General features: G+C 59.3%; 7 protein-coding genes and 1 riboswitch. All 7 genes read right to left on the bottom strand.

What is annotated here, in order from left to right; all coding sequences use genetic code 11:
- Window positions 1-1,205 (bottom strand): alkyl/aryl-sulfatase (locus HKN06_12455; protein ID NNF62121.1); only part of this gene is annotated, 1,205 nt, incomplete at its 3' end.
- A gap of 91 nt (window positions 1,206-1,296) precedes the next feature.
- The gene (locus HKN06_12450; protein NNF62120.1) at window positions 1,297-1,743 is read right to left on the bottom strand and encodes a GNAT family N-acetyltransferase; all 447 of its coding nucleotides are present in this window, start codon (window positions 1,741-1,743) and stop codon (window positions 1,297-1,299) included.
- 98 nt (window positions 1,744-1,841) lie between these two features.
- Window positions 1,842-3,863: a hypothetical protein gene (locus HKN06_12445; GenBank protein NNF62119.1), complete on the bottom strand. Its 2,022-nt coding sequence runs from the start codon at window positions 3,861-3,863 to the stop codon at window positions 1,842-1,844.
- Between the two features lie 163 nt (window positions 3,864-4,026).
- Window positions 4,027-4,104: riboswitch (cyclic di-GMP riboswitch) on the bottom strand.
- A 160-nt stretch (window positions 4,105-4,264) separates the two neighbouring features.
- Window positions 4,265-5,347 carry a glycosyltransferase family 4 protein gene (locus HKN06_12440; protein NNF62118.1) on the bottom strand — a complete coding sequence of 361 codons (1,083 nt, stop codon included), beginning with the start codon at window positions 5,345-5,347 and terminating at the stop codon, window positions 4,265-4,267.
- 80 nt (window positions 5,348-5,427) lie between these two features.
- On the bottom strand, window positions 5,428-5,862 hold the full coding sequence (locus HKN06_12435; GenBank protein NNF62117.1) for a hypothetical protein: 435 nt from the start codon (window positions 5,860-5,862) through the stop codon (window positions 5,428-5,430).
- A gap of 19 nt (window positions 5,863-5,881) precedes the next feature.
- Window positions 5,882-7,825 (bottom strand): acetate--CoA ligase, encoded by a 1,944-nt coding sequence (gene acs / locus HKN06_12430; protein NNF62116.1) that lies wholly within the window; start codon window positions 7,823-7,825, stop codon window positions 5,882-5,884.
- A 45-nt stretch (window positions 7,826-7,870) separates the two neighbouring features.
- Window positions 7,871-9,634, bottom strand: a complete 1,764-nt coding sequence (locus tag HKN06_12425; protein ID NNF62115.1) for a DUF885 domain-containing protein — start codon at window positions 9,632-9,634, stop codon at window positions 7,871-7,873.
- Window positions 9,635-9,786 lie beyond the last annotated feature (152 nt).

The raw sequence follows: 9,786 nt of genomic DNA, 5'->3' as shown, positions 1-9,786 counted from the left end.
AGCAGCAGGTCGCTGAGTTCCAGTGCCCACTGTGTTTCGCCATCGGCCAGCGCCTGGTGTGCCGCCTGTTCCAGCGCCTCATCACCGCCTGCCAGCATGGCGATTTTCTGCGCACGCTGCGCCGGCGCGAGCGGCTGCAACGTAGCGGGATTGCCATCGAACCAGCCCAGGTTGCCCGCCATCACAGAGCGAGCTGACCAGGACACTTTGCCGTAAAACTCCTGCAGCCATGGTGATGTTGCCAGGTGTGGTGGCAACTGTACGGTGGCGACGATCTGTTCCGGGGTCATGCCCTGGTTGATCCGGCGTATCGTCTGGTCGCGGACAAAACTGATTGCGTCGCGGTAATCAGTCAGCGTGCCGTTGATTTCTTCCTGTCCCTGCAGCGGCCGGGTATGGCTTGGCACCAGGTATTCGACCGGGAGTTCGCGCATGCGATCCAGGCTGGCAGACCAGTCGCGCAGCGAACGGTACGGCGTGCCACGAATGGTATAGAGGTTCGGGAACGTCTTGTAGATATTGTCGCCGGGCGCCAGCAGTTTCAGGTCAGGCAGCCAGACAAACAGCTGGTCGTCAGTTTCTCCCGGAGCGTGAATCAGCTCGAAACGAATTCCGGCAATCCCGGTTTCCAGTGAATCGCGAAAAGTCTCTGTCGGCGGTACAAATCCGAAGGCACTGTCGGCGGTAACTTCCAGCTCTTTGCCAATCCCGGCGTTGACCAGTTCCGCTTCGTTCAGATGCGTGCCAAACATGCGAAACGAGCGCGCCGTGAGAATCGGTCGGAACACGTTTACAACGCGATAAACCAGGGCCTCGGTGGTCTCATGCGCGAGAACCCGCACCGCTGTCCCGGGGCTGGCAAGCTCGTCGATAAATGCCTGTGCGCCAAACACGTGGTCGGCATGGTTATGTGTATAGATTATTGCCTTTAACGGTTTTGGTGAAAGTAACCGAAACTCGCGCGCGACAGCGCGGGCGCTGTCGAGGCTGGCCATGGTGTCGATAACAATGAGCCCGTCATCGCCCTCAACAAGTATTGAGTTGGCCAGGCCATAGCCCACTGCCACCCAGACACCGTCACGTACGGTAATTATCGAGCGGCGAAACTCATCGCTGTGAGCGGCCAGAGCGGCGGGCGTTGGTGCCGTTACGGTGCCGGCCGGGCGGTCGTTGCATGCCGATGCTACCGAGACCGCCGCCAGCAAAAGCCATCGCAGGCACCAGGTGATGCCGGAGGGCCGACAGGCAGTTACAGCAGACAGCGGGACAGATGCAACAGCCCCGGCCACTGGCAGCTCAGCGGCCGAGATCCAGCGAGTAATGGTAGAACTGGTCGTCGCGTTGCCATCCGAGCTTCTCGTACAGCGCCTGCGCCGCACTGTTGTCAGTGGCGGTGGCCAGTTCAAGCGCGCGCGCGCCGGTGATTTCGGCGTATTCCCGTGCAGCACCCATCAGCGCCGCGCCGACACCGCGTTGGCGTGCATCAGCCGAAACATAAAGATCGTTCAGAATCCAGATGCGGCCGAGGCCTACCGAGGTGTATGACGGATAAAGCTGGACAAAACCAACCAGCACGTCATGCACGATGGCACCGAGGATGGCTGAATCGCCACGGCTCAGGCGCTGTTGCAGAAAGGTGCGGGCAGCATCCACGTCTGTGGTCTGGCAATAGAAAACGCGATATTGGTCGAAAAGTGTCGCCAGCTGTGGCAGATCGGTTTCATCGAGCGCGCGAATTTCCATTGGCAGTTGTCTCCGCTGAGTGTGCTCCTGATTGTACGGCAACTGGCGGAAAAAAAATGGCCGCCCGAAGGCGGCCAAAACAGGCTAAACGGGGAGGATCAACCTTCGCGCAGCAGCTGCACTACGGTCATGGCGCGCCCACTGTCATCGGCGGTGAGTATGCCGTTGACCCGGTTCTCCATTACCACGCGTATGGTAGTGCCAGGTGCGCCACCGGCAAGCAGTCGCAGCGTCAGGGTGCGGGCATTGAGGGCGCTGTCCGAACGCGGTGTCACGACCATGTTGCCGCGCTCATCCACGGACCAGTCGAATTCGTCCTGGATTACACCGTCGACCATGCGGTAGCCGGTGAAATCAGTGCGGATTTCCACGAACTCGTTCTGCATGGCGCCGTTTTCATCCAGCAGGTAGTACCCGCCGGCAAGGCTGTCGAGCTCGAGCGGTATGATCCGGGTGACCAGGCGCTCGGTGCCTTCGGCGATGTCTTCCGGCGTCTGCACCAGCATTTCATCCTGGCCCAGTCCGTCCAGAACGCGTGCGTCTTCCGCTTCGTCCTGGTCATCCATCCAGATACGAATGGTCTGGTCATCGACCATGTTCCAGTCGCCGCGGCGGTCAACCAGCTCGCTGGTACCATCGTCGCGGACATGCTGGCCAACCTGGCGCACTTCGCCGTCGGCACGGAACTGGAATACGTCGATCTCGGTGCCGTCGATGAAGGCATACGAGTTGCCGGCCAGGGTCAGGTCAGGCGCGTCGACGTCAGATGGCGCACTGGCAATCGTGTCGACCTTACGTACCGTGATGACATTCATATAGGACACCAGGCCGTCCGGACCCAGCTCTGTGACCAGCAGGTGCAGGCCGCCGTCAGCAGCACCGCCAAGTACACGCGCCTGAGTGGTGTTGCGCTCACCGCTGGCATCGGTGATCCACATGACGCCTTCACTGCTGACTTCCCAGAAGAACGGTTCATTCTGTGCGCCGGTCACCAGGTCGAGGTCGTATCCGGTGTGGTCGGGCAGGAGCACCTTCAGGTGACCCGGCTCGCCCATTGTGGTGTAGCTGCCCGGTGCGTTTTCGATGGTGAAGCCATCGGCAAACGGGAAGAACAATACCGTGGTCGGGTCGTCATTGACGGTCGTGTCAGCGTCACGCTCCTCGACCATGATGCTGAGGACGTTGCCGGTATGGTTGAGCAGCGTGACGATGTCATTTTCCGCGCTGTTGTTCATATAGCTGACCAACAGCTTGCCGGCGTCGTTGACTGCCCACTGCAGGCCAGTTACGCCATCGCGGTCGTAAGAGGTGGTCAGTCCGGTGCCGTCGGCGAAAAACGCGTATATCGACAGCCCTTCACGTGCCAGGTAGACGCCGGGTACACGCTCCGCCTGCCAGGCGATCGTGGCATTGCCATCGTTGAGCACCAGGTCAACGGCGGTATCGAGAGCCGTGGAATTTACGGCTGCCACGTCCTCCAGGAATGTGCTGTTGCCATCGACAATGGCCTCGGCCAGGTCCTGCGTATCGTCGAACTCAGGCGGCAACGTAACGCCGGCAATACTTTCGACCACCAGCTTGATAGCTGCCGATAACTCCAGCGCCGCGCCGGCACTTACCAGCGCCGAGCTGTCGGTCAGCTCATCGGCGTCGTCGATTGACTGGTCTGACGTGGCACGTGTTGCCAGGATGTAGTGCGCGGTAGTGACATTGGTGATGTCCTTGTCAGCGACACGGCCAGTCTCATCGGCTTCGGCCTGGAAGCCGGAAAAATCGTCCAGCAGTGCCGTGAATCGCACGGTGCCATTCGGATCGAAGGCCTCCATCAGCACCAGCGCATCCGGGTTATCGGAAAAGATCTCCACCTCGTAGTTGCCATTGGCATCAGTTGGCAGCGCGGCCTGGAAAGCCTGTCCATCGACCGTGACGATGACAGTCGCGTTGGGGATGGGCATGTCAGTAACCTGCCCGGACAAAACCAGCGATTCACCGCTGCTCTGTGGCGGCAGCGGATCCTGCGAGACCTGCTGCTGCGTTGCGTCTCCGGAACCTGAGCTGCCGCAGCCGCTCAGGCCAAGTAGAGCGCCCAGAACGAGCGCTGAAATAGTTCCTTTGTACATGTCGAATTCCTGTCTTGACTTCCATATCGTGCTCTCGCGAGCATGTTTCGACGCTTCCGTCCGGCGCAGGGCAACCTGTGGGTCAGCGCAAACAAGCGCTGATCCAGGTCAATCTCTGCACCGGAGTCGGCCGTCGACCGGAATGAGGTCTTCGACACTGTAACCTGGCAGCTCCGCTGTCCGTTGTTACGGACCGGTGGCTTTGCGTCCTCACCTTGCGATGAGTTTGCCCTGTTTCAGGTACCGAGATTAAGGAGTCCGCTGTTGGACGGGAACACCTTGATGCGTATTCAACACGAATGCGCGATGTATTGCAGTTAATTGCATCACGATTTGCGCATATGAACCATTATGAAAAGCGTCATGTCGGCACGCATGGACTTACCGGATACGGAGCTGCGTCAGGCAAGCAGTTCGCGGTACAGCGCAGCTGTTTGCATAATGGTGTCTTCGACGCGAAAGCTTTTGCGGATGCGTGCCTGTGCCGCCTTGCCCATAGTGCGGCAAAGATCAGTATCGTCGTGCAGCTTTTCTATCGCTGCAGCAATAGCGGCCGCTTCCCCGGGTGGCACGACAAGGCCGCTTTCGCCATCAACCACCAGCTCGGGGCTGCCGCCGGAATCAGTAACGATTGGAACGGTGGCGTAGGCCATGGCTTCGATAACTACCTTTGGTAGACCCTCACGACGCAGCGCCGGCAAAACCAGGCAGTCGCTGGCAGCCGCCAGCGTTGGTGCATCTTCGCGATAGCCGGCCATGACAATGCGGTTACGCCGCGGGCTGGCGGCAATTTTTTTCTGCAGGCGAGGGCTGTCCATTTTCCCGACCAGCAGCAACCAGGTGTCAACTGCAGCCGGCAGCTGGTCCAACGCATCAATCAGTACCGGCAGCCCCTTGCGCGGTCGGTCATTTGCCACGCAGCAAATGACGAAAGCGCTGGCGGGAATGCCGAGGAGGGCGAGGTCAGCGGGCTCATCCCGGTACCAGTCCAGGTCGTGGCCCTTGTATATTGTCACCGGTTTTTGCCGGTCTACGCGCAGGCCGGGTAAGCCCATGTCCAGGAAATAGTCGCGCACTGCATTGGCAACGCACACGATCCGGTCAACCCGCGGATGCAGGTAACGCAGCCACGACATGGGGTCGAGAAAACTGACATTCCCCACGATGCCCCGATACGCAACGATGCGTATGTCAATGTTACGAGTGGCCAGCAATGCGTTGGTAATGGCACGGTTGTTGAACGTGTGGACGATGTCGTAATTAACACGCTGCAGTTCTTCGCGTATTGCCTGGATGGCGTGGCGATCGATATTGCCTTTTATACGCAGGTCAATCGTATGCAGGCCGGCTGCGGCAAAGGTCTGCCAGGACGGTGCCTGACGCGGGCACATAACGGAGATTTCGAAGCCCTGACCGGGCAGGCCGGCGAGGCAGGCGGCCTCGGCCCGGTCGCTGAAATCAGTAACACACAGTACGCGAGGCATCGGCAGATTGTGGCACGCACGCGTTGGGAAAAAAACCGGGTGTGTATTCGCCGCCCGGCGGCCTGGCGACTCAGTCGAAACTACTTAATGATGACTTGTGTATCGTCACAGAGGTTGCGCAGCCCATTGTCGGCAATGTCAGCACATAGCGCTGTCTCGCCGGTTATCTGATAAATCCTGAACAAGCAGGTGTCCTGCAGTGTCCGCGTGTCCAGTCGCCCGCACAGCGCAGCATTTCTCCTGAGCAGCGCGATATCGCTGATACAGACATCGCGCAGCTCGATATGCTCCGGGCTGAGTGGTTCGATGCGATCACACGCATCGAGCTGGTCGAGACGCCCGGCGGCAACCGCATAACACTGGTTACGCACGCCGTCGTGGACAGCGCCGGAACAGGCTTCGACATCATGACGCGAAACGGCAAGATCGGCGTAGCAGCCAACCTGGCCAAACAGGTCGAGGCCGTCACAGGACGGGGCCGGCCCGGTGCAGGACGACCACAGCACTGCCGTCATTGCCAGGGTGATTCGTCGTTCAGGAAACGCGATTGGCGATGAGATCCTCGACCACTGAAGGATCAGCCAGTGTCGAAGTGTCACCCAGCTCGCCATAGTCGTTCTCCGCGATCTTGCGCAGGATGCGCCGCATAATTTTTCCGGAGCGTGTCTTTGGCAGACCCGGAGCAAACTGGATCACATCCGGCTTGGCGATCGGGCCGATTTCCTTGCGTACCCACTGACGCAGCTCATTGGCCAGCTCGTCGTTGCTGGTAACCCCTTGCTGCACGGTGACGTAGGCATAGATACCCTGGCCTTTGATCTTGTGTGGAAATCCAACCACAGCAGCCTCTGCCACGACCGGGTGCGCCACGAGTGCCGATTCCAGCTCGGCCGTACCCATGCGATGTCCCGAGACATTCAGCACGTCATCCACCCGGCCGGTAATCCAGTAGTAGCCGTCTTCATCACGGCTGGCGCCGTCACCGGCAAAATACTTGCCCGGCAGGTCACTGAAATAGGTTGCAACGAAGCGTTCGTGATCGCCGTAAAGTGTGCGCATCTGGCCTGGCCAGCTGTCCGTGATTGCCAGGACGCCCTCGGCGGCACCCTCCAGCTCGTTGCCTTTTGCGTCAACGATGGCCGGCTTTATGCCGAAAAACGGTTTCGAAGCGGAGCCTGGCTTCAGCGGCATGGCGCCGGGCAGCGGTGTAATAAGTATCCCGCCGGTTTCGGTCTGCCACCAGGTGTCGACAATCGGACACTTGCTGTTACCGATAACGCGGTAGTACCACTCCCACGCCTCGGGGTTGATCGGTTCGCCAACGCTGCCAAGCAGTTTGAGGCTGTCGCGACGGGTGTTGCCCATGACGCCTTCACCGAGCTGCATCAGGGCGCGAATCGCGGTAGGCGCCGTGTAGAGCTGCTTTACATTGTGCTTGTCCACTACCTGGCCGAAGCGCGAGGCATCAGGGTAATTCGGCACGCCCTCGAACATCAGCGTGATTGCACCATTCGCCAGCGGACCGTAAACGATATAGCTGTGCCCGGTGACCCAGCCTACGTCGGCGGTACACCAGTAGACGTCGCCGTCCTGGTAGTCAAATACATACTCGTGTGTCATGGATGCATACACCATGTAGCCACCGGTGGTATGCAGGACGCCCTTCGGCTTGCCGGTCGAACCTGACGTATAGAGGATGAACAGCGGATCCTCCGCGCCCATCTCTTCGGCCGGGCAATCTGCCGCCGCCGATTCCACAGCATCGTGGTACCAGACGTCACGGCCACTCTCCCAGTGGATGTCAGCGCCCGTTCGACGTACGACGAGGGCGTTTTGCACTGTGGTTACCGCAGGGTTGGCCAATGCCTGGTCGACGTTTTTCTTCAGCGGGATCTTCTTGCCGCCGCGAATTCCTTCATCAGCAGTAATCACCAGTTTCGAATCACAGTCTTCGATGCGCCCGGCGAGAGCGTCAGGCGAAAAACCGCCAAACACGACGGAGTGGGGCGCACCGATACGGGCACAGGCCAGCATCGCGACAGCGGCTTCGGGAATCATCGGCATATAGATCGTTACGTTGTCGCCTTTGCCGATACCGAGATCTTTCATGGCGTTTGCCAATCGGCATACTTTTTCGTGCAGCTGCCGATAGGTGATTGTCTCGTCATCTGCCGGGTCGTCGCCCTCCCAGATAATGGCGGGCTGGTCACCCCGTTTTTCCAGGTGGCGGTCAACGCAGTTGACGCAGGCATTCAGGGTGCCGTCGTAGTACCACTTTATCGACACGTTCGCCGGGTCGTACGAGACGGATCTGATTTTGTTGTATGGCTTTATCCAGTCAATGCGTTTGCCGTGTTCTGCCCAGAATTCTTCCGGATCGTCCACCGACTGGCGATACATGGTTTCGTAGCGCTCGGCATCAATATGCGCTGCAGCGGCAAATGCTGTGTCTACCGGGTATGTCTTCTTGTCCGTCATTGTTGCGTCCTGTTGATTTTGTCGTGTTTGGTACAGGCAAGCCCGTCAGCGCAGGGACGCTGCCAGCTCCTGCTGCTGCGGAACAAACGTTTCCATCACTGCTTTCTCGAGCAGATCCGGCGGCAGCAGCCCTTGCGCCAGCACGAAATCGTGAAACGCCCGGGCACTGAACTTGTCGCGCAGAGCCAGCTCGGTGCGGGTGCGCAGCGACTGCATGTTCATATAGCCATAATAATAAGCGGTTGCCTGGCCGGGTATCCTGTAGGTGTAGCGCTCTATTTCATTTTGCGCCCAGCTTTCACCCAGCACCACGTCTTCCAGCAACAGCCGTTTTGCTTCCTGCGGTGATATCAGGCCAAGATTCAGCATCGGATCCAGAAACATCCGTGCCGCACGTGCCAGTCGATACTGCAGCGAGATCAGCTGACCCTCGACCGGCATGTAGGGCTTGGCAATCGCTTCGGCATACAGCGCCCAACCCTCAACGTTGGCACTATTGAAGGCAAACAGGGCGCGCGCGATGGAAACTCCGTTTTCAATCATGGCTGAAAACTGAAGTTCGTGGCCGGGGCGTGCCTCGTGTGCGGTAAGCGTCCATGTGCCAGCGGCGAAATTGTCGTCACTGCCAATCCAGTTACCGTCGTCATCCTTCTGCAGCTGCGGCAATACAAACTCGGGATACTCGCCGGTGTTGCCGATCAGACGCGGGATATCAAGATGCGCCGATGGCTGTGCTGCAGTCTCGGCGGCCGAAGCAATGCGTATGCCGGCATCGCGCTGTGGCAACGTTATCAGGTCATTGGCGCGGATAAAGTCTTCGATATCCTGCAGTCTGGCATAGTAAAACTCGAGCAACTCGTTGCCCGGAATGCGCTCCTGCTTGAGTCGCCGGATTACGTCGCGGTAGTCGCTGTGCTCGAAGTCTTTTTTCTCGGCCACGATAGGCGCCAGCGCCTCCATCTCGTTGCGGATATCCATGTAGCCCTGTGTTGCGGCGCGAATCAGGTCCTGTGGCGAGTCGTACACGCCCCAGTTGCGTAGCGCGTCTTCATAGAGTGCCGGCGGCAGGCGGAAGTCTTCGCGGGCACGCGGCAGGATTTCGGTTCGCACCCATTTGTTGTATTTGTTCAGCTGGCTTTCAAGCCTGGCATACGGTTTCTTCCAGCCATCAATGCCGCTGTTGGCGAGCAGCTCACGCATGCCGGTGATAAAAGTTTCAGCACGCTCAAGATCCTGTTCCACCTCGCCGCGGAATGGTCCGACCAGTCCGTCGATATCAAAGCGCTCAGCGGTGCGGTCTTTGGCCAGTTCGGTAACCGGTTCATAGCCGCGTTCGAGACCGGCGTACTTGCGCAGTCGCGCGACAGCCGCGGGATAGCGTTCGGCCGGTACCTGCGGATCAATCAGGGCGCGCAGGCCCTGGAAAATGTTCTGTGTGACGTTGTAGTAGGGCAGCAGGTTTTCGTGCTGCAGCCGGGTGGTGCGCTGGTTGTCGTCAACGGCCTTGATGAGGATTTCCAGGTCCTGCCGTACCAGCGGGTCCTGTTCTTTTTTCAGACGTTCTTCCAGTTTACGCCGGACTTCCGCGTTGGCTTTCCGGGTGCGCTCGTAGAGACCGGGTCGCAGGTCGCTGATCTGCTCGTCGAGCCCGTCCACCCCCAGCGCCGCGGCGCCTTCGGGGGCAAAGCTGGCCAGGACATCGAGCAGCAGCTCTGCATTGGCGTTGCTGCGTTCTACCCAGTCGTCGCTGGCGGCCGCTGCCGGCCCGGCCAGCGCGACGCATAGCATCAATATGAGAGAATTCTTCATCGGGGTTTCGGTCCGCTTGAATAAAGGGCGGTAGTATAGACACAGCCCGGCCGAATTGAATTGAATAACGGCGTCGAATCAGGCGCTTGGCGCAGGGCGATTGACCCCGGTCGCGGAGCCGCCTATCCTGATGCCTTACATCTATAATAAAA

The sequence above is a fragment of the Gammaproteobacteria bacterium genome (assembly GCA_013003425.1).
Classification (GTDB): domain Bacteria; phylum Pseudomonadota; class Gammaproteobacteria; order Steroidobacterales; family JABDKV01; genus JABDJB01.
The sequence above is the reverse complement of the archived record's forward strand: the minus strand, read 5'-3'. Positions and strand labels throughout refer to the sequence as shown.